The sequence below is a fragment of the Dyella acidisoli genome, from assembly GCF_030160295.1.
GTDB classification, from domain to species: Bacteria; Pseudomonadota; Gammaproteobacteria; order Xanthomonadales; family Rhodanobacteraceae; genus Dyella_B; species Dyella_B acidisoli.
This window is the reverse complement of the sequence record NZ_BSOB01000062.1, coordinates 14,037-37,780: the sequence shown is the minus strand read 5'-3', so window position 1 is coordinate 37,780 and position 23,744 is coordinate 14,037. Positions and strand designations below refer to the sequence as shown.

Sequence of the window (23,744 nt, the reverse complement as noted above, 5' to 3'; positions counted from 1 at the left end):
CTGCGGGTTTCTCCCCAAAGATACCATTTGACAAAATTATTCCAATCGGAATAAATATTCCACTCGGAATAATTTTGGGGATTAGGGCATGTCCGTACCATCAGGCGCCGTATCGAAGGATGCCGCCGCACCGTCCTCGCGCCGCTCGAACGCCGGGCGCATCTTGTTACCGGTTGGCGCGCTGCTGCTCGTCGCGGCCGTGCTCGCGCTGGGTTACTGGTGGCTGGTGGGTCGCTTCGTGCAAAGCACCGACGATGCCTATCTGCAGGCGGACAGCGTGACGGTCGCGCCCAAGGTCAGCGGCTATGTCACTGACGTATACGTGGGTGACAACGTGGCCGTGAAGCCGGGCGATCCGCTGGTGCGGCTCGATGGCCGTCAATACCAGGCCACGCTGGATCAGGCGCAGGCGACCATCGATGCGCGCCAGGCAGATATCCAGCGCGCGCAGGCCGGCATTCTGCAGCAACGCGCGGCGATCGAGCAGGCCAAAGCGCAGTTGCAGGTGGCGCAGATCAGTAGCCGTCATGCCGAGGACGAAGTGCATCGCTACGCGCCGCTGGCAACGACGGGCGCCGAAAGCGGCGATCAGTTGTCGGTGCTGACCAGCAATCGCGATCAGGCCCGCGCAACCCTGGCGGCGGATGCCGCGGCACTCGATCAGGCGCAGGCGCGAATGGCCGATCTCGATGCGCAGATTGCGCAGGCGCGTGCGCAGTTGGAAGCGGCGCAGGCGTCCGCGCGGCAGGCGCGGCTCGATCTGCAGGATACGTTGGTGCGCAGTTCACTGGCGGGCCGGGTGGGCGATCGCACAGTGCGCGTGGGGCAGTATGCGCAACCGGGCACGCGCATGATGACGATCGTGCCGGTGCAAAGCGTCTACCTCACCGCCAATTTCAAGGAAACCCAGATCGGCCGGATGCGTGCGGGCCAGGGTGCGAGCGTGCATGTGGATGCGCTGTCCGGCACGGAGCTGCATGGCGTGGTCGACAGTTTTGCGCCCGGCACGGGTTCGCAATTCGCGTTGCTGCCGCCGGAGAACGCCACCGGCAACTTCACCAAGATCGTGCAACGTGTGCCGGTGCGTATCCGCCTCGATACCGATGAGAAGACGCGCAAGTTGCTGCTGCCCGGTTTGTCGGTGACGGTGGAAGTGGATACGCGTGAGCCTGGCGAGCAGGCGTCGTCTTCCACGGCGGTCAATAGCCGTGGCTGAGACTGCCGCCGCTCATCCGGAACGCGCCAGTGCGGCCGACTGGGTCGCCGTGGCGGCGGGCGCGCTGGGCGCCTTGATGGCGACGCTCGACATCTCCATCACCAATTCGGCATTGCCGCAAATCCAGGGTGAAATCGGCGCCACCGGCACGGAAGGCACCTGGATTTCCACCGGATACCTGATGTCGGAAATCGTGATCATTCCACTGGCTGCGTGGCTGACGCGAGTGTTCGGCCTGCGCAACTTTCTGCTTGGTGGTTCGGTGCTCTTCATCCTGTTTTCGATGATGTGCGGCATGTCGCACACCTTGACGGCGATGATCATAGGCCGCATCGGCCAAGGACTGACCGGCGGCGCGATGATTCCGACCGGGCAAACCATCATCCGCAGCCGCTTGCCGATGTCGCAGTTGCCGGTGGGCATGACCATCTTCGGTTTGATCGTGTTGCTCGGCCCGTTGCTCGGCCCAGTGCTGGGCGGATGGCTGACGGAAAACATCAGCTGGAGCTGGTGCTTCTTCATCAATCTGCCGGTGTGCATGGGCTTGATTGCGCTGTTGCTGATCGGCCTGCCGTCGGATCGTCCGCATTGGGATGCGGTGAAGCAGGCGGACTGGGTCGGGATCGTTGGGCTGTCGGCTGGCCTCAGCTCGTTGACGGTGGTGCTGGAAGAAGGGCAGCGTGAACGCTGGTTCGAATCGAACATGATCGTGTGGCTCAGCCTGTTGTCGCTGGCGGGCATGGTGTTGATCGCGATCTCGCAGTTCACTGCCAAAAAGCCGGTGATGCGCCTGAGCCTGTTGCGCAATCCACGCTATGCCAGCGTGATCCTCATCGTGTCGGTGGTCGGCGGCGTGTTTTACGGGGTGATCTATCTGATCCCGCAATTCCTCGGCTTGATCGCAGGCTACAACGCGGAACAATCCGGCTGGATCATGCTGGCAGCCGGTGTGCCGGCTTTTCTGGTGATGCCCTTGCTGCCACGTTTGCTGGCGAAGGTTGATTTCCGCATCCTCGCCATCGTCGGATTGCTGTGTTTCGTGGCCAGTTGCCTGTTGGATATCCATCTCACGGCGCAAAGCGTAGGACACGATTTCCTGTGGTCGCAGTTGATTCGTGGCGCAGGCCAGATGCTGGTGTTCATGCCCTTGAATCAAGCCTCGATGGCGGCGGTATCGCGCGAAGAAGCGGGCGACGCGGCTGGCGTGTACAACATGGCGCGCAACCTCGGCGGCTCGATTGGCTTGGCGATCATCGGCACGGTAATCGATCGCCGCAATACATTTCATGTGGCGGCGATACGCGAGTCACTCACCGCGAACTCGCTGCTTGGCCAGGAGCGTATGGCAGCCTATGCGGCCAATGGGTTCGCGCGCACGGGTGATATCGCGTATTCCAAGATGCGCGCGCTCGGCCAGCTTGCGGCACAGATTCAGCAGCAAGCGCTGGTGATGACTTTTTCGGAAACCTTTTACGTGCTTGCCGTTGCGCTGGCGTGTTGCATACCGCTGGCGTTGTTGCTGAAGACGCCGCGCTATCACGCACCGGTGAGCGAGAGTCATTGAGGATGTTTGACATGTCTACAACCGGCATAAGCTCGCCGCGTGTTTTGCTTGCGGTGCTGATCACCACGCTCACAGCGTTGTCTGGCTGCACCGTCGGCCCCGATTACCACGGTGCGCCGCACGTGACCCATGCGAATGCTTTCGTGCGTACGCCAGTGACTGGTATCACCACGACGCATGCCCCCAGCCAGTGGTGGACGACGCTGGGCGATCCCAAGCTGGATGCCTTGATCGACGCGGCGCTAGCGCACAACTCGGATCTGCATGCCGCACAGGCGCGCCTGCTCGAATCACGCGCGCAGTTGCTGCAGCAGCGCGCCAAGGAACTTCCGACGGCTTCGGCGGATGCGGCGGCGTTGCGCATGCGTGAGCCGAATGTGTCCATCTTGCGGTCATCGCAATCGTCCAATACGTCGAGCGGGGGCGGTCCGCTGCAACTGTATTCGGCGGGCTTCGATGCGTCCTGGGAAATCGATCTGTTCGGCGGCACGCGCCGCGCCATCGAAACGGCATCGGCCCAGGCCGAAGCGGTGGATGCCGATCTCGCGGATACGCAGGTGACGCTTGCCGCCGAGGTAGCGCAGGCCTATATCGGTCTGCGCGATCAGCAGCGGCGTTTGGCGTTGGCCAATAAGTCCGCCGACCTGCAGCAGCAGACACTCGCATTGATACAACAGCGTCGCGCGCGTGGCGTCGGCACCGATGCAGATGTCGAGCGACAGACCACGCAGGTGGAAAACACCCGCGCGACGCTGATTCCGCTGGACGAGCAGATCACCGAATCGTTGGATCAGCTCGCGATGCTTACCGGCCAGGCGCCTGGCGCGCTGGATAGCGAATTGTCGACGCCCGCACCGTTGCCTGCGTTGCCGGCGTCAGTGCCGATCGACGATCCGGCCACGATGCTGCAGCAACGACCGGACATCCGCGCTGCCGAGCGCAGGCTTGCCGCCAGCAACGCGCAGATCGGCGAACACACAGCCGACCTGTTTCCCAAGGTGACGATGCTGGGCTTTATCGGTTCCAACGCCGGCGATCCCGGGCATCTGGCGCGGAAAAGCGCATTCACCTGGCTGGGGGTGCCCTACCTGCAATGGGATGTGTTGGATTTCGGGCGCACGCGCGGCAGCATTCGCCAGGCTGAAGCGAGTCGTGACGAAGCCATCGCCCGCTATACGCAAACCGTGCTCGGCGCGTTACAGGATGCCAACAATGCGCTGTCCCGCTACGGCCATCAGCGCGACAGCGTGCAGCGTCTGCAACAGATCGAAGTATCGGCGGATCGCTCCGCGAACTTGATGCATCAGCGTTACGAAGCCGGTGCGTCTTCGTTGATCGATCTGTTGGATACGCAGCGAGCGCAGTTCTCCGCACAGCAGAATCTTGTCGCGGGGCAGGCTGATCTGTTGAAGGATTTCGTGTCGTTGCAGAAGAGTCTTGGGCTTGGTTGGATGCGGTGAAACCTGGGAACGTCAAGCCTTAGCTCGGCATTTCCAGTACTCATTCACTGCGCATATCCTTCATCACACTCGCCAGGCGATCCCGCAAGGTCAAGATCAACGCAAGCTGCCCCAACACTAGCCGCGCTGTTTCATCCTGCACACCATCCGCATGTGGCATCGTGCTTTGTTCTGCCTCGCTGTCCGGCACTGTTGCAGGCATATTGGCGAGCAGGGCGTCGGCCAGGTGTTCCAGCTTGGTCACGATCAGGTTGCCGGCAAGCGTGACGGTGTCGCGGGCCGGGGTGCTGTCGATGGCCTGGCGATGCGCGCCAAGCGCGGAAATATGTCCCAGCATGGTGTGCGCGAGGGTGAGGAAGCGCAGCAGGTCTTCGTTGCCGCGTTGCTGTCGGCCGGGTTCGCGCAGCATGTTGGCGAGCATGCCGCTTAGGGCAGCGTCGGCGTTGTGGGCTTCGCGGCGAGCGATGCGGTAGGGGAGGTCGTCGCGCTTGCCGTGTACATATTGCGCAATGATCTGCTGCAAGTAGCGCGCGTCGTTGCGCAGGGTGTTGGACAGCACCTGATCGAGTTGACGCCCTTGCCAGTCGGGCAGCACCAGGTAGATCGACAACGCGGCGATGGCAGCACCGATCAGGGTATCGAGCAGGCGCGGCCACATTACTTCATAGCCATTGCCGGCCTGGTTGAAGCACAGCACCACGAACAGAGTGATGGACGCGGTGGCGATGGTGTATCGCCGCAGCCGCGCCGCGAAGAACGCCACGCCAGACAGCACGATCAGCAACAGCTGCCACGGTGCAGCCGGCAGCAATCGCAGCGTGGCCCAGCCGATCACCACGCCGATCACCGTGCCGGATACGCGTTGCAGCAGGCGGGAAAGCGTGGCGCCGTAGCTTGGCTGGCAGATCAGCAGCGTGGTCAGCAAGATCCAATAACCATGCTGGGGATGCACGACGCGCAGCACGCCGAACCCGGCCATCAGCGCAATGGAAAGACGGATTGCATGGCGGAAGCGCGAGGAGCGCGAGCTGAGCTGGATGGTGATGCGGTCCCAGGCTTCGGACAACGATTGCGGGCCGGGATTTTGCAGTGCGACGTCTTCGCCATCGAGTGTCATCGGCGTGTGGTCGTTCTCCAGCAGGGACTGGATGGCCGCGATATTGCGCAGCAGGGCATCGAGCGATCGCAGCAGTTGTTCGGAGGGACTCGACGGCGTGCTGCGCAGCGCGTAGATGGCGTTGCGCAGATCATTGTGTGCGGCGCTCATGTCGGTGGTCGCCGCGAGCGAGGTGCGCAGGCGCAACGCATGGGCCTGTTTACGGCACTGGCGTGCTTGCAGACGCAGGATGTGTTCACAGCGGAACAGCACATCACTGTGATAGAACGCTTCGGCCAGCTCAGCGTACGGATAATGTGAAGAACTGACGCGTTCGTGGATATCCTGCGCTTTGAAGTAGAGCTGCAGTCGCGCAGCCGTGGCGCCGCGTGGGCGACGCATGCCGATGCGGTCGATCAACACGATGCGCGTGTCGTTGAGGGCTTCCACCACTTGCTCGTTCTGCATGGCCAACGTGAGAAGCAGCGCATCGCGATCGATGCCGTGGACCGGCGTGAATAGCGCGGACTTGGTTTCCAGGTAGTCGCCGAGCGCATCGAACACGCGAGCCAGTGCGTGGCGTACGGCCAATTGCGGCGAAAGCACGCTCCACAGCAGCGAAAGGGCACCGTACCAAGCGGCGCCGGCCAGCAATTGCAAGGGCTCGATGAAGAACGATCCAGATGGATGCGGCTGATCGGTGCCGATCATCGTATAGACGGCCAAAATCAGCGTGCCGCCCGCGATGGTTGCGTAGCGCGCGCTGATCGAGCCGAGCATCACCAGCACGAAAGTCATCACGCCCAGGGTCAGGGTGAATGGCAGGGTAAGGGGCAGTAGACGCTCCACGGCAAAAGCCACGCTCGCGAAGCAGAACAGCGTGATCAGCAGGGTGGTGAGGCGGCTGCGCCAATGGTCTTCCGTTTCGGTCAGCGCACAGGCGATCACGCCAAGCATGGCCGGGATCATCGCGGCGGCATGATTGCGCCAAAGGCAATAGAGAATCACGCCGCCGAGCGCGAGCAGCACCCGCTGGCATTCGGCGAAACGATCCGAGCCGCGCAGGCGGCGCCAGTAGTGGAGAAGTGTGGCGTGGGAGAGCATGGGGGTAAGGATACATGCTGCTATGCAACATCAATCTTTCACACACCGTTTTTTTGCGACCTCTCCTCCCTCGGAGAGGTCGAGCCGGGATCGTTACAGCCCTGGCCGCTGGCGCCCACATGGCGCGAAGCCAGCGTGTTCTGGATAAAGATCAGTACGGATTTTCCGTTGTCTGATCAAGAAGGGTGCAAAGGTGTCGGCAACACGATAGGTGGCGTATTCCGATTCAGGCATCTGTTTGCGAGAGATCTGCCGTAGCGACGCAACGGGCGCTCAATAACGCGATAGTTGAGATCGGCTAGCGCCGTCATCACAGCGACGGCTGCCATGAACAGCAGCGCCGTATGCGCGAAGTCCGCATTGGCTATCTGGATACCAAGGCGGAATGCGGCTTCGCGTATGAAGTAATACGCAGGGATATGTATCAGATAGATGGCGTAGGATCGGACGCCGACCCAAACGAGTGCTTGCTTGAAGCGGCCCGTGGGAAACAAATAGTCACTGTCATAGGAGGCTAGCCATACCAACGTGGCTGACACTACCGCTATGGCACTGATTCGCCACCTCCAGTTTTGCAAATCCGGGGAGGCCAACACCGAAAGCAGTCCGAACAGCATTAGCGGGACTATCCAACGCATCCCTCCCAAGTGCAGAAGCCAACTGGGGTTGGCAACGCGATAGGCAATGCCGGATTCCGCGATGGAGAGCAATACGCCCAGGGCGATGGCGCCGTTTCGGAACGACATCAAAAGCGGAGTGCGAACAAGAAAAAGCTGAATCAGGAAGAGCACGATCATCAACGCGCCAATTCTTTTGCGCAGGCATAGCGCGAGTATGGGTAACAGAAAATAGAATTGTTCTTCCAGTGACAGGCTCCAATATACAAAGCTGGCACCATTTTCATACTGGAAGAAGGCGCCACCGAAACCGCGCGCGTTGGCAATATTCAACATACCGGCCAAAGCGGCCATCGCATTCGCATGTGGAGTGCCAAAGACACCACTTTCATTGAAGAAAATACTTGCTACGAGAATGAGCATCAGCCATAGCCAGGCAGACGGAAGCAATCGCCATACGCGACGAATCCAAAAAGCCCAGATGGTTCTTAATTGATTTCTCAGGTGATGTTGGTGTTCTAGCATCGGTGGCAAAAGGCTGCGCCCAATCACGAAGCCGGAAATCGCAAAGAACAGGTCGACCCCGGACCAATAGCTGGAATGCTGCAGGAACCGATGAAGCCAGGACAGTTCCGGATGGAACAGATTGCCTTGCAGGTGAAGGAATGCGACACCCAGGACTGCCATAGCGCGCAGGCATTCAATATCTGCATTGCGTCTTTCGGTGGTCACACTATGCTCACTGCGTTCGCACCAGGTGCTGGAAGAAATTTGCAGTGCCTACGTACCTGATGAAAGCTATGGAGGCTGACATCGGTGAATCAGGTCGATGCCATAGCTGGTGTATCCACAATGGCATCTGGGCCAGATACCACGATACTTGAAATCCGGTGCGCTGGCGTCCTTCGGAGCTTCTTTCATACGGGTTATGCCTGCCATCTTGCCTGCATTTCTAGCGATGCTAGTCGTGTTTTTTGGGGAAAGTCCTTCGGGCTGGTAGATTCAAGCTCCCTCCTCCGTCATACGTTGCCTGCATGCCATTCACCAGCAACGCCTCCACCGAAGCGTTCGAGCTCCGCGGCGTCAGCAAACGCTACGGCGTTATCCCTGCGTTGGACGATGTCACGCTGCGCTTTCCAGCCGGCAGCAACACCGCCTTGATTGGCAGCAGCGGTTCCGGAAAGTCCACTTTGCTGCGCGTATTGCTGGGGCTGGAATGGCCGGACAGCGGCGAAATATGGGTGGATGGATCGGTACTGGGACCCACACACGTCTTGGCGCTGCGCCGGCGCGTCGGCTACGTGATCCAGGAAGGCGGCCTGTTTCCGCATCTCACCGCACTGGGCAATCTCGCGCTGTTGCCGCATCACCTCGGTTGGAGTCGCGACCGCATTCGCCAGCGCGCCGAGGAACTTTCCGGGCTCACGCATCTGCCGCCAGGTGCATTGGAGCGTTATCCGGCGGAATTGTCGGGCGGCCAACGCCAACGCGTTGCATTGATGCGCGGATTGATGCTCAACCCCGACGCCTTGCTATTGGACGAACCGTTGGGCGCACTCGACCCCATCGTGCGTCACGAATTGCAGGACGAGCTGAAAGCGATCTTCGACCAGCTCGGCAAGACGGTCATTGTGGTTACGCACGATATGGCCGAAGCGGCCTGGTTTGCCGATCGGCTGGTATTAATGCGCCATGGCAAGGTCGTGCAAGATGGCCGTCTGGATGATTTGTGCCAGCGGCCTGCCGATTCCTTCGTGACACGTTTCGTGCAAGCGCAGCGCACCCTGCGTGGAGCTGCATCATGAAGCGCGCTTGGCTAGCTATCACGATGATGTTGCTGCTGATGCCAGCGTGGCTGCATGCGTCGCCAGTGCGCATCGGCTCCAAGCAGTTCACCGAATCGGTGCTCCTTGGTGAAATGGCGCGCTTGGCGGCGCGGCAGCAGGGTGTGTCGGTGGTGCATCAGCGCGAGTTAGGTGGTACTGCCATCTTGTGGAGTGCGCTTCAGCATGGCGACATCGATGCGTATCCCGAATACACCGGCACACTCACACATGAGCTGCTGAAGAACGTGCCGCCCGATGCGGATATTCCTATCCTGCGCGCTGCGCTAAAGCCGCTCGGCGTCGGCATCACCGATTCGTTGGGCTTCGATGACACCTACGCCGTCGGCATGCGCGAAGATCGCGCCAAACAGTTGGGCATTCGCAGCCTTTCGGATCTGGCGGCGCATCCCGAATTGCGCTTGGGCTTTTCCAACGAGTTCATGGCTCGCAGTGATGGCTGGCCAGGCTTGCGGCAGCGCTATGGCTTGCCGCAAACGCAGGTTCGCGGGCTGGATCACGTGCTCTCGTATCGCGCGCTGGCCAGCGGCGCCGTGGATGCGATCGATCTCTACAGTACGGATGCAGAGATCCCTTACTACCATCTGCGTACGCTTGATGATGACCGGCACTACTTTCCGCACTACGACGCGGTCTATGTGTACCGACTTGATTTGGAAGGCAGTTCGCCGGCTTTCGTCAACGTGCTGAAGAGCCTCGCCGGGCGTATCAGTGCGGATGCGATGCGTCAAATGAATGCCATGGTGAAACTGCACGGTGAAAAGGAAACCGTTGCAGCGGCGGATTTCCTCGGCGTACAACCGGATGGCGATGGCGCGAATATGTGGAAGCGGCTGTGGCTACGTACGGTGGAGCATCTGCGCCTGGTGCTGATTTCACTGATGGCGGCGGTGCTGATCGCGATCCCGCTGGGTGTGTGGTCGGCGCGTACGAAGCGGCTGGGTCACCTCATCATGGCGTTGAGCGGCGTGCTGCAGACCATCCCATCGCTGGCGATGTTCGTGTTCATGATTCCCCTTTTCGGCATCGGCACGTGGCCGGCCATCGCAGCGCTGTTTCTGTATAGCCTGCTGCCGATCGTGCGCAACACTTATGCCGGCCTTACCAGCATTCCGCCGGATCTGCGCGAGTCCGCCGCAGCCTTGGGCCTGCCACGCGGCGTGCGGCTGCGCCGCGTGGAATTGCCGATGGCGATGCGCAGCATTCTTGCGGGCATCAAGACGGCTGCTGTGATCAATGTGGGTACGGCGACTCTAGGCGCGCTGATTGGCGCGGGCGGCTACGGGCAACCTATCGTGACCGGCATCCGTCTGGACGATACGGGTTTGATTCTGGAAGGCGCCATTCCTGCCGCGTGCATGGCGCTGGTCGTGCAAGGCTTGTTCGAAGGTGTGGAGCGCTGGTTGACGCCGCGCGGTATGCGCCTGGAAGCACGGCAGTAATCACGTTTTTCCGGGAGTGCGCGTTCTCAACGTTGCGCCACCTTTGGCCGCTTCAATACTGCGTTGGACATCTTCGCGAGATGCGTGGCCGACCGAAGGCCACATCTCCGGATTTTCCTCGATGGGCTTCTTGGCATGTTGCTGCGAACGGACAGAGCTTGCGCCTGCGATATCGAGCAAGGTGCATGCGTCATCCATCGACATCTCGCCGTGCAATTCGACGATCAGCGTGGTGTGGCCGATCAAGGACGGATCGGGCAGCGGTGGCGTGCGTGATGATGCAAACAATAGCGACGGCAGACTTTTTCTTTTTTTGCGTCCGGTACTGGTGTCCATGCGCCCGGTATGGCTGGCCTTGGAAACCACGGTGGTCGGTGCGCTGGAACTGGAGGCGGAATGATCAACGCTCTCGTCGAAGCTCAGCACGATCTGTTCGCGCTGCAATCCTCGGGACAATAGCCTTTCAGCGGCGGCATTGGCCTCGAATTGCGTATCGAAACATGCGACGACTAGCTCGACCATGACGTGCCTCCGTAAGGTCGTTCGTCGGTGGCACTGTAGAACAATGCGCATAATTCGAACGTGATTGGCGACGGAGTCGATAGATGGGCGCTAGGCGGTGCATCGAGTGACGTGCACGCCGTTGGTGTGCCGATTGCGCATACTGAACAGAGCGTCTGCTTCGGCTAAATGCCTGCAGCAACGGTTTCGCAAAAATCGGAGTCGCACGAGTGGAGGATAGGCTCTCCCCCTATCCTCCACTGAGAGGAAAAGGATTTATTTAGGCGCTTGGCGTGTCGCATCGCTATCCGTCTTCGCCTGCTACCGACTCATTCATGGCCTCTGCAGCGCCCGCATCGCCATTGATCATATCGGTCCATTTAAGCTCGATGCCTTTGCGGTGAGCCTTACGCGTAATCTTGAGGCCTTGGGCATCGAGCACTACCGTGTAAGCCTGTCCTTCCACGTCGATTTCGCGCCTCAAGGGTTTATCTAGCGTGGTCGTCATGTGCGAACCTCCGGGTCGATGGAAAAATCATTAGCCGTTGTTCAATTGCACGATTACTGTGTTGAATGATTGCCCCACGAAATGGGCACGGTGTACTTGGGAAACAGCCGTTTCGCGTGGCGTAGCGATCCTGGTGCACGAGCAAAGAAAGGTATTGCGCGAACGGCACGATGGGGCGCCTGCACACTGTCGAGGCTAACTTGCAACGGGATATGTCAAGAACAAGGCAAGCAAATGTGACCGGGATGTTTTACGTGTCCTGGATTATTACCTGGGTTCAGGGGTGCGCTTGCGGTCTGCTTTCACCACAGCTTTAGCAATGCTGTGGTCGTGATTCCGTTCTACATCGGCCAACTTTTCGCTGTCATGCGGAAGCTGCAACAGAAATGATTCCATCGTCTCCTTGTCTTAACGAAGACTGGGTGGACGCTGCAACAGGATCGGGCCGAATTTTTCGCAAAGCGCCAGCACCACGGTCTCCATTGCGGCGATCTCATCTTCACTTCATAAAAACTACCCGCATTGCATTGTGCATCTGTAGCTAGATGCTCCGGTAGATTAGAGGCACCCTCGGCATGCAGATCGATCACAAGTGCGCCTACGGACCTTGCGTGTGCAAGGTGCCAGAAGCAGGGCAGTATTGCAGCGATTACTGCCTTGAGGCCGACAAACTGCCCGCGGAAGGTAAACCATGCAGTTGTGAGCACGAAGAGTGCAACGCTGAGCAGAGCGTCTGATTCGTCTACTTCTATTTTTATATCCCGACATGTTTTCTCAGCTCGATCAGTCCTGCATCGATACGATCCATCTTCTGACCGTCGACGTGATGCAGAAGGCCGACAGTGGACATCCTGGTTTGCCGCTCGGTGTTGTGCCGATAGCCCTGGAACGGTTTGCTCCCCTGCCGCAGATCAGGGGCGACAAGGTCAGTGCCCGTGGGGGAGCGGATCTGGCGTTACGATTTGTTTACAGACGGGCAGCGGTACATACGTGATGAGTATCCGTTCAGTTAAAACCCCTTCTAGCGGGGTAAATCGGGCGATTTGTTAGCTTTCATTCTGTTTTTGCAACGGTACGTTGACAATTACTGCACAAAGCCTTGCATACAAGGAGATCAAGGTGAGGCTGGTAATCGTTAAGTGAGATGCACGGCCGAGGCCGTGAGAAGCAGTCGAAGGCGGTTACGGCCCATTCGGCCAAGACGCGAAAAATCACATGTCACGTCAGGAGAAAATCATGAATCGCACGGCACTTGGTATCGCAGTCGCCTGTATTGGCTTGGCCATCGGCGGATGCAACAACCCGAACAATGGCGGCGGGGCTGCGCCAGGCAGTTCGTCTACCGCGGCTACACCGGCAGCGCCCGCTAATCCGCCTCCCGCAGCACCGGCGCCTTCGCACACCGCCATGACGCCACCGGCCAGCGGTACTGCAGCAGGCGCTGCACCTGCGCCAGCACCGGCTTCGACGGCTCCCGCGCACTAAGCGAAAAGCCAGCGCGGCCGATCCGCTTCCTCGAATGGGGAGGAGGCGGATTGGCGCGCGTATATATCGGTCCAGGTGCCGAAACGAGATGAGGCCGTGGGAGGCATCATTGCTTCCTACGGCCTCTGTCCACGGCCCACTTTCACGTGTTGGTCGGTTGACGTTTGACCACGCGCCGCAGCATCTGCAGCTTCCAAATATCGTATGTCATGGTCCCGGCTGCATGGGGGTGAGGGCGGCCGTCATTCGCGGGAACTGTCTTAGCGTTTACCACTAGCGTGCCGAACGCAGCGTCATTCGTCGTTGCTCTCAGCTGCACTGCCTTGTTGCGTTGGAACGATATCTGACGTGAGTCTCCCCCATTCCCGGGGTACAGATATCTGTACACATGCGAGGAACGTCTTCCTCTCTGCCTGCCAGGAGGAATTGCTTTCCGGTTTCGTCTTTGATCCTGCAAAAACAGTAGGTGCTTATTACCCAAGGAAACGTTGCGATGAAAGCTGCGCTTTCCCGAAGGTAGATGCTGATAAAGATGACGCTTGGCGAGGGCTAAAACGTGCAGATATTTCGCCTATAAGAAGAATTTTTACGTCTTGTAATCCACTGCTAAACAGCGGTGGATTCACTATCAGCGTACCAAGCCAGCAATGTTCTACCTGGGGAGTAAGCTTATGAACGCAGATGATGACGTCAGCATCCTCCATGGCCTGGTGGGTGCGACACTGGAAAGCTCCAGACACTATCGGAAAGTGGCGTGCAATATCGGCAATCCACGCATTCGTGCCGTGTTCGAGGATCTTTCGACGCAACGCAGGAAGGTTGCACAGACCTTGCAGCATCGGCTTGAGGCGATCAGCGATGATCGCCGGGTGGAGGGGGCGTCTGCGGTCCGTGCATGCCATGTGTTCGGTAATCTTCGTCACGCGATGGACTATGGCTACAGTGCGTTGGTTGACGAAGTGGAGCGTGGCGAAGAGCACGTCAAGGCGAAGTATGAGTGCGCCTTGGAGGACGGACGGCTCTCCTGGTTTTCGCGCACGGTGGTGCAGAGCGCATACGCTTCGGTGCGGGAAGGTTTCGACGAAATGCAAACGCTGAAACGCTATCCGCGCGCTGCGTAAAGTCACAGCGAACGGCTCGAATAGTGGTGAGCCTTGTTGTCACCGATAGGGTGGCGCAAGGAGTGTGGGCGACCGCGCCTCTTGTTGGCGTGCCGCGCGGTAAGCGCCGACAAAGATGATTCCCGCCAGCAGCAATACGAACACGATCCAGCCTATTCGCTTCAATGCACCGTTGGGGGTAAAGGCTGAACCAACCTAGACAGGTATAAGTCGCTCACTCGCGAACGCGTTTTCGTTGACGAACGAATCAGCTCATTTTGACCTTGGCTTCACATTGTCTATTTTTGTTTTCGTTATTGTGAATATTCTGGATGCATATTCATTATCCGTTGTGTTGAAGCCGAATAGGTTCAACAGATCGCCGGGAACGGCATGAGGAATCGGGTGGGGATGGCATGAAGACTGTTCTGCTCGTCGACGACAATCGGGATGTGCTCGAAGTGACCGCATTCATGCTTGAAGATGCGGGTTACGAAGTGGTGGCTGCCAGCAGTTCCGAGCAAGCGTTGCAGGTTGCTTCCGTACGCCCCGATATTGGTGTCATCGTCACCGACCTGAATCTGAAGCAGGGCATGACTGGCATCGAAATGGGCATGGCCATGCACGAGGAAGGGCTCATATGCCCCATGATCGTGATGTCCGGCGATTGCGAGCCGCCGGAAAAAGGTTTGCGCTCGTGGATGACATATCTGCCTAAGCCGTTTGATCGCAAAACCTTGCTGGCAGCTATCACCGAATACGCGTAACTCATCGTCGATGGCGTTGATACATCGGTTTGCTGGCAGGGATCGCCGTAACGATCCGGAACAAGCGCGCACGGATGCAAGCCTGCGGTCCGGTATGATCAAAGGCTTGACGTATGGAGCACGAATCGGCGCAAGTGCGCATTCGCCTGGGGCCCATCGGCGGATTCGCATTGCTGCTTTGCGTATGCGCGTTGGTGATTATCGCCGCCTCATCCAGCATGGGAGCCGACCGGTTGGTCGAGCACTCCATGCAGGTCAGGCAAACCCTCCAGCAGCTGCTTGGCACCTTGAAGGAAGCCGAAACGGCACAAGGCGGGTATCTGCTCACCGGCGATTCCGGCTACCTCGAACCGTTCGACAAGGCGAAGACACAGCTGCCTGTGCTGGAAGGTGAGCTGCGCCAGCTCACTGAAAAAAGTCCTGCGCACCAGAAGCAACTGGATGCGCTTTATCCGCTGATAGCGTCGAAGATGGACGAGCTTTCCAGCACCATCGAGCGACGGCAGGCGGGTCATACAGTGGCAGCCATGCGGTTGGTAAAGGCCAGCCTGGGGCGCAACCTGATGCGTCGTATCAAGGATCTGGGCGCTGATTTCGATCGTACTGAGCTGGATATGCTGCATGACCGCAGTGCGGTCGCTGCACTTCACCGCACGTTTCTCACGACAGTGACAATACTGGTGACGCTGCTCGCAGGCGTGCTTGGTTTCGTGGTCGTGGTGAAGGCGCGCCGTTATGCCAACGACATGCGTGACAAAAATCAGACCTTGCGAGAAGAGATCGAGCAACGCGAAGCAGCGGAATTGCAATTGCGGCAAGCCCAGAAAATGGAGGCGTTGGGTCAGCTGACCGGTGGCGTGGCGCACGACTTCAACAATATGCTCGCCATTATCGTCGGCAACCTGGAAATGCTGATCAGGCGTTTGCCCGAAAGCGAAGGCCGTCATCGCGCGCTGGCCAACAATGCCCTGACCGGTGCACAACGTGCGGCAGAACTTACCAAACGGCTGCTTGCGTTTTCGCGCCAGCAACCCTTGCAGCCCAAATCGGTCGACGTCAATCAATGCGTGCATGAGGTCTCGGTGATGTTGCGTCGCTCGCTCGGCGAGAACATCCAGATCGAAACGGTGCAAGGTGGCGAACTGTGGCGCGCCTTCATCGATAAACCGCAATTGGAGAGCGCCATTCTCAACCTGGCGGTGAATGCGCGTGACGCGATGAAGGGCGTAGGCAAGCTTACTATCGAAACTGCCAATGTCCTTCTGGACCGTGCTTATGCTGATGCGCACGACGGCGTGGCGCCAGGCCCATACGTGATGGTCGCCATGACTGACACCGGTTGCGGTATGCCCGCGGAAGTAATGAGCCGCGCCTTCGATCCCTTCTTCACCACCAAGGAAGTGGGGCAGGGTACCGGCCTTGGACTCAGCCAGGTGCACGGGTTTGCCAAGCAATCGCTTGGGCACGTGAAGATCTACAGCGAGCCTGACGTGGGAACGACGGTGAAGCTCTATCTGCCGATGGATACTTCGAAAGAAGAGGAAAAGCCAGGACTGTCTGTGGCAGAACCATCGTCCACCGTGCCGCATCGCAAGGTGCTGGTGGTGGAAGACGATGCCGATGTGCGCGCGTTCGTTGTTTCTGTGCTGCAGGACCTAGGCTACGAAGCGGTTGCCGCCGATAACGCCGAATCGGCACGCAGGGTGCTAGCTAATGATCACCGGATCGACGTCATGCTGACTGACGTGGTGATGCCGGGCGCCAATGGCAGGGAGTTGTACGACGACGTCCGCGGTGCACGGCCCGATATGACGGTGCTGTTCATGACGGGATACTCGCGGAACGCGATCATGCGTAACGGTGTGCTGGAAGCAGGAGTGCGGCTCATTTCCAAGCCTTTCACCGTCGATGAATTATCGCGCGAACTGCGTGCGGCCATCGTTGCGAATGGCGCGGTGCACTAGGTAACGCTATACGGCGTGAAAATATCCAGCCTGAATACGCTAACAAAGGTATTACGGCTGGCTCACACGTGTCGAAAAATAATACTGCTACCTCGTCTGAAGAGAGGTGCTGTCCCATGAACATGCGAATGACCGCAAGTCTCGGATTGATCGGTTGGCTGATGCTCTCGGCCACGGCCATCGCGCAGGACAATGGCGGCGCACCCGCCACTAGCCCGCACCAGGTATGTCACCGGGTTAGGGTGCAGGACCACCCGAAGGACAGCCACCAGATTGCGGGAACATTGGTTGGTGCCGCAGCAGGCGGCTTGCTCGGCAATCAGTTTGGCAGCGGCAAGGGCAAGGTGCTGACCACGGCTGGAGGTGTAGTGGCTGGGGGTTACGCGGGCAAAAAGGTGCAGGAGGCCCATCAGGCGAACAACGCTACGTATCACTATGAGGAGCGGTGCTACAACGCGCGGCAATGACTTGCTTGCGCACTTCAGTTACGGTCGATTTCATGAACCCAATGCAGAACAAATATCTGGCCGACCGCGGTACAGCGGGCAACGAATGTCGTGATCGCGGAACGCTGGTGGTGAGTTCCGACCCGGCGCTGCTGGCGACCTTGCACTGGATGGCGGATGACCATTTCGTCGGGCCGAAGCTCGAGTCGACGCTGGGTGAGCTATTGCATGAGGCAGAGTTGATTTGACGATCGCCTCGTGCAGTACGAACAGTACGAACCTTCCTTAGTTGTCCTGCCAGAGCGCTCTTGCCGTCTTCTTTGGCTGCGCACCGTCCTTTTTCCTGGTCTTGCGTGGCGTGCCGTTGTGGCGTGGCAGTCCGTCATTCATGTACGCGACGTGTTCCTGTTCGAACAGGCCGATTTTGCGTTTACGCATGGCGATGGTGGCGTTGCGGATGCTCATGATGCTTACTGAAAGGCAGAAGACAATGCTGCGCACCCTTGCAGAGGGTGCTTGAAAAGGACGCGCATGATACGTCAATGATTTTCTTCACGAGAGTTCTCGCGAAAAATGTCTGGCATGGTGGTGATCACGCACCCCTCAAGAATGATCATGCGGTATGTCAGTTCCATGAAGAACGTCTTGCACGTATCGCGTTCGGTGCATGGTTTGTTTTTGTGGTGAGGATGCGTCGGCCGTGCGCAGATCATGTGCGCACGCTGGGTTGGAGCGCTATTGGGGAGCCGGTCTGAATGAAAGCGGCCGTGTCTGCGGCCAGATCGAAAAAGGTGTGCAGTCCGAGTGGCGGGCGGTGCTCAAAGGCAGAGGGTATCTGTTGCAAGTCGCAATAAAAAAACGCCACCCGGGAGGTGGCGTTTTTCTGAAATAGGATGGTGGGCGGTACAAGGATCGAACTTGTGACACCTGCCGTGTGAAGGCAGTGCTCTACCGCTGAGCTAACCGCCCGCCGGGAACGCGAAACTATACGGATTAGGGGGCGGAACGTCAACAGCCGGGGGGCTGACGCGTTTCTCGTAGGCCAAGAGCCCGTTCAATATCTCCCCGCGGCTCGCATAGCCTCTGAGTGGCCGCCATGCGGCCGCACGGCTTGATCAGACACAGTCTGGCGCCGTGCCACGCACAACCACCCAATCACTCAGGGGCTATGCAAACCACGGGGAGATATTGAACAGGCTCTCACACCGCGGGGCGGCTAAAATGCCCCGTTCCCCTTTGCCAACCGGCCGCGTCCCATGCACTTCGATCTCTCGCACATCCTGCAATCCCTGCAGAACTTCCACGTAACACCGTGGAAGGTCATCGGCTACATGGGGACGTTGATGTTCACCGGCCGCTGGTTCGTGCAGTTGTATTACACGCGCAAATACAAGCGCGTGGTGATGCCGCTATCGTTCTGGTGGATGTCGGTAACGGGCAGTGCGCTGTTGCTGGCCTACTTTGTGTTCGGCAAGAACGATTCGGTGGGTATTCTTTCCAACTTCTTCCCGGTGTTCGTATCGGTGTACAACCTGGTGACGCATTTGCGGCATCACGGAAGGGATGAGGTTGGGGGCGAGGTGTAACCGGTTTGTCAGCGGACGGTAGGCTGGGGTTGTCACCCCAGCCTACTCTGGGTCGTAATCGAGATTAGGCGCCAGCCAACGCTCTGCTTGCTCGCGCGTCCATCCTTTGCGCTTTGCGTAATCGTCCACTTGCTCGCGCGTGACACGTCCCACTACGAAATACTGACTATTCGGGTGTGAGAAATACCAGCCGGAAACGGCTGCAGTGGGATACATCGCAAAGCCGTCAGTCAGCTGGATGCCGGCGTTGTGCGTGGCGTTGAGCAGCTCGAACAGCGTGGCTTTCTCTGTGTGATCCGGACAAGCGGGATAGCCAGGAGCAGGGCGGATGCCGCGGTACTGCTCGTCGATCAGCGCTTCGTTGTTCAGTGCCTCGTCCGGCTGGTAGCCCCAGAACTCGCGACGCACGCGTTCGTGCATGCGCTCGGCGAAGGCTTCGGCAAGGCGGTCGGCGAGTGCCTTGAGCAGGATGGCGGAGTAATCGTCATGTGCTGCTTCGAAGCGCGCCACGTGCGCTTCGATTCCGATGCCGGCCGTCACGGCGAACGCACCGATCCAGTCCTGCTTGCCGGCTTCCTTCGGCGTGATGAAATCGGCGAGGCAGAAGTCCGGGCGCTCTACGGGTTTTTCGGCTTGCTGGCGCAGATGATGAAGGTGGCGCGTTCCTTCCGTCAGCCGGATTTCAATGTCATCGCGGGTACTGAAGGCGGGCCAGAAACCGATCACTGCGCGGGCCGTCAGCCAGCGCTCGGCAATGATTTTATCGAGCATGGTCTGGGCATCGGCGAACAGCTCGCTGGCCTGCTTGCCGACTACGTCGTCTTTAAGAATGGCGGGATAGCGCCCAGCCAATTCCCATGCCTGGAAGAAGGGTGTCCAATCAATGTACGTGCGCAGTTCGGCCAAGTCGTAATCGTCGAACACGGTGATGCCGGGTTTGTTCGGTTGCGGCGGCGTGTAGTTCGCCCAGTCGCAGGTAAAACGCTGTTTGCGTGCGTGTTCCAGCGGGACCAACGTCTTGGCGGCGCCACGCTGCTTGTGGCGTTCGCGAATATCCGCGTACTCGGCGCGGATCTTCGCCATGAAGTTGTCAACCAATTCTTTGCTTACCAGCGACTGCGCTACGCCGACGGCGCGCGAGGCATCCTTCACCCACACCGTTGGAGCTTTGTAGTGCGGCTCGATCTTTAATGCCGTATGCGCGCGCGAAGTCGTGGCGCCGCCAATTAGCAGTGGAATGTGAAACTCCTGGCGCTGCATCTCGCGCGCAACCTGGCTCATTTCTTCCAGCGACGGCGTGATCAGGCCGGACAGGCCGATCAGATCGGCGTTATGTTCGCGCGCGGTATCCAGGATCTTTTGTGCAGGCACCATCACGCCCAGGTCGATCACTTCGAAGTTATTGCAGCGGAGCACTACGCCGACAATGTTTTTGCCGATGTCGTGTACGTCGCCCTTCACCGTTGCCATCACGATGGTGCCGTTGTTCTTGCCGGCGTCGCCGGTGCGCAGTTTTTCCTCTTCGATATACGGCAGCAGATAAGCCACTGCCTTCTTCATCACACGCGCAGACTTCACCACCTGCGGCAAGAACATTTTGCCGGCGCCGAACAGGTCGCCGACGATGTTCATGCCCGCCATCAGCGGGCCTTCGATCACGTCGAGTGGGCGAGTGGTTTGTTGGCGTGCTTCTTCGGTGTCTTCGTCAACGAACTGGTCGATGCCATGCACGAGTGCGTGGGCGAGGCGTTCGTGGACCGGTTTTTCGCGCCAGGCGAGGCTTTCGGTGATCGTTTCGCCTTTCTTCGCCTTGTAGCGGTCGGCGATTTCGAGCAGGCGCTCGGTCGCGTCGGGACGGAGATTGAGCACGACGTCTTCTACGCGCTCGCGCAGTTCTTCCGGTACGTCGTCATAGATCATCAACGCGCCGGCATTGACGATGCCCATGTCCATGCCGGCTTTGATGGCGTGATACAGGAACACGGAGTGAATCGCTTCGCGCACGGTGTTGTTGCCGCGGAACGAGAATGAGACGTTGGATACGCCGCCAGACACGTGGCTAAGCGGAAAGCGTTTCTTCAACTCACGTGTGGCTTCGATAAAATCCACTGCGTAGTTGTTGTGTTCTTCGATGCCGGTAGCGATGGCAAAGATGTTGGGGTCAAAGATGATGTCTTCGGGTGGGAAGTCCAGCTTTTCGGTGAGCAGTTTGTAGGCGCGCGAACTGATCTCCACCTTGCGCTCACAGGTATCGGCCTGGCCTTGCTCGTCGAATGCCATCACCACGACGGCGGCGCCGTATTCGAGCACTTTGCGCGCGTGTTCGAGGAATATGTCCTCGCCTTCTTTCATGGAGATGGAATTGACCACGCCTTTACCCTGCAGGCACCGCAGGCCGGCTTCGATCACGCTCCATTTGGACGAGTCCACCATCACCGGCACGCGCGCGATGTCCGGTTCGGCCGCGATCAGATTGAGGAAGCGCGTCATGGCGGCTTCCGAATCGATCAATCCTTCGTCCATGTTCACGTCGATGATCTGCGCACCGTTCGCCACCTGCTGGCGCGCAACTTCCACGGCTTCTTCGTAGCGATCTTCCTTGATGAGCTTTTTGAATTGCGCAGAGCCGGTGACGTTGGTGCGTTCGCCGACGTTGACGAACAGCAGATCTGGTGTGATGACCAGGGGCTCGAGGCCGGAGAGGCGGGTGTGGCGGGTGGTGTTCATGAAGGGGAATCTTGCGCCGGACAGTTCCCTCTCCCTTAGGTGAGAGGGTTGGGGTGAGGGATGAATCTTGCGGAATAGCAGCGGTAGCCTATGAGGCCGTCATTCCCGCGAAAGCGGGAATCCATGTTGCCCTGATGCAAAAGGCGAAGATGGATTCCCGCTTTCGCGGGAATGACGACCATGAAGATGAGCGGGGTACTCAGTCTTCTGCTCATGCCGCTTCTTTCTTTTCAACCGACAGAGCGCGAGGCGCATACTTACTCACCGCCTCCGCAATCGCCTTGATATGCGCAGGCGTCGTTCCACAACAGCCGCCCACCATATTGAGCAACCCATCTCGCGCAAAACCGCCGATCACCACAGCCATCTGCGCCGGTGTTTCGTCATATTCGCCGAACGCATTGGGCAAGCCAGCATTCGGATGTGTGCTGACGTAGCAATCGGAAACATTGGCCAGCGTCTGCACATGCGGGCGCAGATCGGCTGCGCCCAGTGCGCAGTTCAAGCCTACAGAAAGCGGACGGATGTGCTTGACCGAGTAATAGAACGCCTCGGCAGTCTGGCCCGATAGCGTGCGGCCGGAGCGATCGGTGATGGTGCCGGAGATCATTACTGGCACGCGGCTGCCGCGCGTGCGGAACAGCCCGCTCAACGCGAACAGTGCCGCCTTGGCGTTGAGCGTGTCGAAGATGGTTTCCACCATGATCATGTCGGCACCACCATCGAGCAGACCACTGGCGGCTTCGGTGTAGTTGTCGACCAATTCTTCGAACGTGACGTTGCGAAAACCGGGATCGTTGACGTCGGGCGACAGCGAAGCCGTGCGGCTGGTCGGGCCGAGAACGCCGATCGCAAAACGCGGTTTGGCTGGATTTTTCGCGGTATACGCATCGCAGGCGGCACGGGCGAGTGTGGCGCCTTCGCGATTCAACTCATACGCGAGATGTTCGAGATGGTAATCAGCCTGGCTGATGCGAGTGGAGTTGAAGGTGTTGGTTTCAACCAGGTCGGCACCGGCTTCCAGATAAGCTTCGTGGACGCCGCGAATGATCTCCGGCTTGGTCAAGGTGAGCAGGTCGTTGTTGCCTTTCAGATCGCACGCGCCCGGGTGATCGTGTGCGTGCGCATGCTGGCCGTCGCGGCCTTCCGCAAAGCGCTCGCCACGAAAGCCGGCTTCGTCCAGTTGATGACCTTGCAGCATTGTGCCCATGCCACCGTCAAGAATCAGGATGCGTTCGCGCAGCGCAGCTTCCAACGAAGCAACGCGATCGGCATGACGCCAGGGTAGGGTGCTCATTTGGAGGGCTCCTTAAGGTTTGCGCGCCAGCAAGCTGATCACTTCGAAATGTGGCGCCTTGCGCTCGCGGCTGAGGCGATTGCAACTGATCACATCGAGCTTGGCCTGTGTGGCCAGCTTGCGCAGATCGTGCTCGGTGAAGCCGAGGTTGCGGTGGTCGAATGGCTCTACCACGGCGCGATGATCGTGTTTGCCCAGCGTCGCGGCCAGCAATTTTCCGCCGGATCGCAGTACACGTGCTGCTTCGGCCACGGCTTTGGCGGGGTGTTCGGAATAGGTAAGCGCGTGCAGCATCAACACCAGGTCGAAGCGCCCGGCTTCCAATGTCAAGGCATGCATGTCGCCGAAGTGCACTTCCACGTTGCGGAACGGGGCAAGTCGCTTGGCCGCGGCTTCCACCACCCGTTCGCTGGCATCCACGCAAACGATCGAGCGTGCATGCGGCGCAAGCAGTTCAGCCGTGACGCCGTCGCCGGAGGCGATATCCAACACATCACCGGTTTCCAGCAACTGCAGCAGCGAGCGCGTGAGCGTTTCCCAGGTGCGGCCGGGCGAGTAATGACGCTCCATGTCGCCGGCCACCGTGTCGGCCCAGCCATGTTGATTGGCACGCTGGGCCAGGACGGCAGTCAGACGTGCGGCATCTTCGCGCAGAAGGGCGTCGTCGATGCTTTCGCGCAACGAGCGGATCAGGGCGTGCTGGCGCTCGTCGCCTTCACTGTTGGCACGGTAATAGGCCGAAACACCCGCGCGGCGATCGCGCACCAGCTCGGCTTCTTTCAGTTTGGCCAAATGGGTGGATACACGCGGCTGCGCCAAGTGCAGTACCGCAGCCAGCTCGGCCACGGTCAGCTCCTCCCGGTCAAGCAGGGCCAACAGCCGTACGCGAGTGGGGTCCGCCAGCAGGCGCAACACGCTGGAGGCGGTGGCCAGATCCATCGTGCATCCTTATATCGCGATAGAGAGATGCGTAAGGTTAGGCGCGAGATGATGAAGCGTCAAGGGTTGAAGGGCTGTGAC

General features: G+C 59.2%; 21 protein-coding genes and 1 tRNA gene. 13 read left to right on the top strand and 9 right to left on the bottom strand.

Features of this window, described 5'->3' with window-relative positions:
- The first annotated feature begins 88 nt into the window (after window positions 1–88).
- Genes QQJ86_RS22265 through QQJ86_RS22255 form a run of 3 tightly spaced genes read left to right on the top strand, consistent with a single transcriptional unit; the run spans window position 89 to window position 4,240 of the window.
- On the top strand, window positions 89–1,216 hold the full coding sequence (locus QQJ86_RS22265) for an HlyD family secretion protein (RefSeq protein ID WP_284323171.1): 1,128 nt from the start codon (window positions 89–91) through the stop codon (window positions 1,214–1,216).
- Window positions 1,209–2,780, top strand: a complete 1,572-nt coding sequence (locus QQJ86_RS22260; protein ID WP_284323170.1) for an MDR family MFS transporter — start codon at window positions 1,209–1,211, stop codon at window positions 2,778–2,780. Before QQJ86_RS22265 ends, QQJ86_RS22260 begins: the two co-directional genes overlap by 8 nt.
- An 11-nt stretch (window positions 2,781–2,791) precedes the next feature.
- A complete protein-coding gene (locus QQJ86_RS22255) occupies window positions 2,792–4,240 on the top strand; it encodes an efflux transporter outer membrane subunit (protein ID WP_284323169.1) in 1,449 nt (482 codons plus the stop codon).
- 40 nt (window positions 4,241–4,280) lie between these two features.
- Here QQJ86_RS22255 and yccS read toward each other — a convergent pair whose 3' ends face one another.
- On the bottom strand, window positions 4,281–6,440 hold the full coding sequence (gene yccS, locus QQJ86_RS22250) for a YccS family putative transporter (protein WP_284323168.1): 2,160 nt from the start codon (window positions 6,438–6,440) through the stop codon (window positions 4,281–4,283).
- A gap of 176 nt (window positions 6,441–6,616) precedes the next feature.
- Window positions 6,617–7,789, bottom strand: coding sequence for an acyltransferase family protein (locus tag QQJ86_RS22245; RefSeq protein ID WP_284323167.1), 1,173 nt, complete (start codon window positions 7,787–7,789; stop codon window positions 6,617–6,619).
- Between the two features lie 302 nt (window positions 7,790–8,091).
- Between QQJ86_RS22245 and QQJ86_RS22240 the strand changes: the two genes are divergently transcribed.
- Window positions 8,092–8,862, top strand: coding sequence for an ATP-binding cassette domain-containing protein (locus QQJ86_RS22240; protein WP_284323166.1), 771 nt, complete (start codon window positions 8,092–8,094; stop codon window positions 8,860–8,862).
- On the top strand, window positions 8,859–10,343 hold the full coding sequence (locus QQJ86_RS22235) for an ABC transporter permease/substrate-binding protein (protein WP_284323165.1): 1,485 nt from the start codon (window positions 8,859–8,861) through the stop codon (window positions 10,341–10,343). The genes QQJ86_RS22240 and QQJ86_RS22235 overlap by 4 nt, the downstream gene beginning before the upstream one ends.
- On the opposite strand, the gene QQJ86_RS22230 is transcribed toward QQJ86_RS22235, so the two are convergent.
- Entirely contained in the window at window positions 10,344–10,865 is a 522-nt protein-coding gene (locus QQJ86_RS22230; RefSeq protein ID WP_284323164.1) for a hypothetical protein, read from the bottom strand.
- 283 nt (window positions 10,866–11,148) lie between these two features.
- Window positions 11,149–11,352 (bottom strand): hypothetical protein, encoded by a 204-nt coding sequence (locus QQJ86_RS22225; protein ID WP_284323163.1) that lies wholly within the window; start codon window positions 11,350–11,352, stop codon window positions 11,149–11,151.
- Between the two features lie 766 nt (window positions 11,353–12,118).
- Between QQJ86_RS22225 and QQJ86_RS22220 the strand changes: the two genes are divergently transcribed.
- The 7 genes from QQJ86_RS22220 (at window position 12,119) to QQJ86_RS22190 (ending at window position 17,362) form a co-directional block, all read left to right on the top strand.
- The gene (locus QQJ86_RS22220) at window positions 12,119–12,346 is read left to right on the top strand and encodes a hypothetical protein (RefSeq protein ID WP_284323162.1); all 228 of its coding nucleotides are present in this window, start codon (window positions 12,119–12,121) and stop codon (window positions 12,344–12,346) included.
- Window positions 12,347–12,588: 242 nt separating this feature from the next.
- The gene (locus QQJ86_RS22215; RefSeq protein WP_284323161.1) at window positions 12,589–12,837 is read left to right on the top strand and encodes a hypothetical protein; all 249 of its coding nucleotides are present in this window, start codon (window positions 12,589–12,591) and stop codon (window positions 12,835–12,837) included.
- Between the two features lie 671 nt (window positions 12,838–13,508).
- Window positions 13,509–13,958: a PA2169 family four-helix-bundle protein gene (locus QQJ86_RS22210; protein ID WP_284323160.1), complete on the top strand. Its 450-nt coding sequence runs from the start codon at window positions 13,509–13,511 to the stop codon at window positions 13,956–13,958.
- A gap of 395 nt (window positions 13,959–14,353) precedes the next feature.
- Window positions 14,354–14,704 carry a response regulator gene (locus QQJ86_RS22205; protein WP_284323159.1) on the top strand — a complete coding sequence of 117 codons (351 nt, stop codon included), beginning with the start codon at window positions 14,354–14,356 and terminating at the stop codon, window positions 14,702–14,704.
- A gap of 113 nt (window positions 14,705–14,817) precedes the next feature.
- Window positions 14,818–16,668 (top strand): CHASE3 domain-containing protein, encoded by a 1,851-nt coding sequence (locus QQJ86_RS22200; protein ID WP_284323158.1) that lies wholly within the window; start codon window positions 14,818–14,820, stop codon window positions 16,666–16,668.
- Window positions 16,669–16,784: 116 nt separating this feature from the next.
- Window positions 16,785–17,135 (top strand): glycine zipper 2TM domain-containing protein, encoded by a 351-nt coding sequence (locus QQJ86_RS22195; RefSeq protein ID WP_284323157.1) that lies wholly within the window; start codon window positions 16,785–16,787, stop codon window positions 17,133–17,135.
- A gap of 32 nt (window positions 17,136–17,167) precedes the next feature.
- On the top strand, window positions 17,168–17,362 hold the full coding sequence (locus QQJ86_RS22190; RefSeq protein WP_284323156.1) for a hypothetical protein: 195 nt from the start codon (window positions 17,168–17,170) through the stop codon (window positions 17,360–17,362).
- 37 nt (window positions 17,363–17,399) lie between these two features.
- Here QQJ86_RS22190 and QQJ86_RS22185 read toward each other — a convergent pair whose 3' ends face one another.
- Window positions 17,400–17,579 carry a hypothetical protein gene (locus QQJ86_RS22185; protein ID WP_284323155.1) on the bottom strand — a complete coding sequence of 60 codons (180 nt, stop codon included), beginning with the start codon at window positions 17,577–17,579 and terminating at the stop codon, window positions 17,400–17,402.
- Window positions 17,580–18,008: 429 nt separating this feature from the next.
- Window positions 18,009–18,083 (bottom strand) — tRNA-Val (locus QQJ86_RS22180).
- Between the two features lie 287 nt (window positions 18,084–18,370).
- Here QQJ86_RS22180 and QQJ86_RS22175 point away from each other — a divergent pair.
- A complete protein-coding gene (locus QQJ86_RS22175; RefSeq protein ID WP_284323154.1) occupies window positions 18,371–18,700 on the top strand; it encodes a lipid-A-disaccharide synthase N-terminal domain-containing protein in 330 nt (109 codons plus the stop codon).
- Between the two features lie 42 nt (window positions 18,701–18,742).
- On the opposite strand, the gene metH is transcribed toward QQJ86_RS22175, so the two are convergent.
- From metH to QQJ86_RS22160, 3 genes are all read right to left on the bottom strand, one after another.
- Window positions 18,743–21,427: a methionine synthase gene (gene metH, locus QQJ86_RS22170; protein WP_284323153.1), complete on the bottom strand. Its 2,685-nt coding sequence runs from the start codon at window positions 21,425–21,427 to the stop codon at window positions 18,743–18,745.
- 211 nt (window positions 21,428–21,638) lie between these two features.
- Entirely contained in the window at window positions 21,639–22,724 is a 1,086-nt protein-coding gene (locus tag QQJ86_RS22165; RefSeq protein WP_284323152.1) for a homocysteine S-methyltransferase family protein, read from the bottom strand.
- 12 nt (window positions 22,725–22,736) lie between these two features.
- A complete protein-coding gene (locus QQJ86_RS22160) occupies window positions 22,737–23,663 on the bottom strand; it encodes an ArsR/SmtB family transcription factor (protein ID WP_284323151.1) in 927 nt (308 codons plus the stop codon).
- Between the last annotated feature and the right edge of the window lie 81 nt (window positions 23,664–23,744).

Excerpts from the sequence above, each read along its gene's own strand:
- QQJ86_RS22195 (WP_284323157.1), top strand. The coding sequence starts at position 16,785 with ATGAACATGCGAATGACCGCAAGTCTCGGATTGATCGGTTGGCTGATG.
- QQJ86_RS22200 (WP_284323158.1), top strand. The coding sequence starts at position 14,818 with ATGGAGCACGAATCGGCGCAAGTGCGCATTCGCCTGGGGCCCATCGGC.
- QQJ86_RS22175 (WP_284323154.1), top strand. The coding sequence starts at position 18,371 with ATGCACTTCGATCTCTCGCACATCCTGCAATCCCTGCAGAACTTCCAC.
- yccS (WP_284323168.1), bottom strand. The coding sequence starts at position 6,440 with ATGCTCTCCCACGCCACACTTCTCCACTACTGGCGCCGCCTGCGCGGC.
- QQJ86_RS22160 (WP_284323151.1), bottom strand. The coding sequence starts at position 23,663 with ATGGATCTGGCCACCGCCTCCAGCGTGTTGCGCCTGCTGGCGGACCCC.
- QQJ86_RS22220 (WP_284323162.1), top strand. The coding sequence starts at position 12,119 with ATGTTTTCTCAGCTCGATCAGTCCTGCATCGATACGATCCATCTTCTG.
- metH (WP_284323153.1), bottom strand. The coding sequence starts at position 21,427 with ATGAACACCACCCGCCACACCCGCCTCTCCGGCCTCGAGCCCCTGGTC.
- QQJ86_RS22255 (WP_284323169.1), top strand. The coding sequence starts at position 2,792 with ATGTCTACAACCGGCATAAGCTCGCCGCGTGTTTTGCTTGCGGTGCTG.
- QQJ86_RS22190 (WP_284323156.1), top strand. The coding sequence starts at position 17,168 with ATGAACCCAATGCAGAACAAATATCTGGCCGACCGCGGTACAGCGGGC.
- QQJ86_RS22210 (WP_284323160.1), top strand. The coding sequence starts at position 13,509 with ATGAACGCAGATGATGACGTCAGCATCCTCCATGGCCTGGTGGGTGCG.
- QQJ86_RS22215 (WP_284323161.1), top strand. The coding sequence starts at position 12,589 with ATGAATCGCACGGCACTTGGTATCGCAGTCGCCTGTATTGGCTTGGCC.
- QQJ86_RS22240 (WP_284323166.1), top strand. The coding sequence starts at position 8,092 with ATGCCATTCACCAGCAACGCCTCCACCGAAGCGTTCGAGCTCCGCGGC.
- QQJ86_RS22165 (WP_284323152.1), bottom strand. The coding sequence starts at position 22,724 with ATGAGCACCCTACCCTGGCGTCATGCCGATCGCGTTGCTTCGTTGGAA.
- QQJ86_RS22225 (WP_284323163.1), bottom strand. The coding sequence starts at position 11,352 with ATGACGACCACGCTAGATAAACCCTTGAGGCGCGAAATCGACGTGGAA.
- QQJ86_RS22185 (WP_284323155.1), bottom strand. The coding sequence starts at position 17,579 with ATGAGCATCCGCAACGCCACCATCGCCATGCGTAAACGCAAAATCGGC.
- QQJ86_RS22230 (WP_284323164.1), bottom strand. The coding sequence starts at position 10,865 with ATGGTCGAGCTAGTCGTCGCATGTTTCGATACGCAATTCGAGGCCAAT.
- QQJ86_RS22205 (WP_284323159.1), top strand. The coding sequence starts at position 14,354 with ATGAAGACTGTTCTGCTCGTCGACGACAATCGGGATGTGCTCGAAGTG.
- QQJ86_RS22235 (WP_284323165.1), top strand. The coding sequence starts at position 8,859 with ATGAAGCGCGCTTGGCTAGCTATCACGATGATGTTGCTGCTGATGCCA.
- QQJ86_RS22265 (WP_284323171.1), top strand. The coding sequence starts at position 89 with ATGTCCGTACCATCAGGCGCCGTATCGAAGGATGCCGCCGCACCGTCC.